The organism is Shewanella sp. AC34-MNA-CIBAN-0136 (genome assembly GCF_040309945.1).
Classification (GTDB): Bacteria; Pseudomonadota; Gammaproteobacteria; order Enterobacterales; family Shewanellaceae; genus Shewanella.
Genome location: NZ_JBEOPJ010000068.1, coordinates 1 through 276, shown reverse-complemented (window position 1 = coordinate 276; position 276 = coordinate 1). Strand labels below are relative to the sequence as shown.

The window sequence follows — 276 nt, the reverse complement described above, 5'->3', positions numbered from 1 at the left end:
CCCTAGTACAGACCCTAGCGCAGAAGATGCTATTATCGAGTCGGATACCAAGAGTGATAATGATGCTATTAATGGCTCTAGCAATGACAGTATTGTTGATGAAAATTTGAGCGCTAGTAAAGATAATGCCACTGAGAATAAATCGAATGTAGCCATACCGAGCTCGAAGGCTATTACCGATGCACCTATACCAGAGACTGATACGCTCGCCAAAGAAGAGATCGACCGCTTAGCTGATGAGCATCAGCGCCTAAAAGAGCAGGAGAACATCGATGC

General features: G+C 44.9%; 1 protein-coding gene. It reads left to right on the top strand.

What is annotated here, in order from left to right; translation table 11 throughout:
* Positions 1–276, top strand: a 276-nt coding sequence (locus AAEY94_RS20690) for a hypothetical protein (RefSeq protein WP_350979915.1), incomplete at both ends; no start/stop codon positions are given.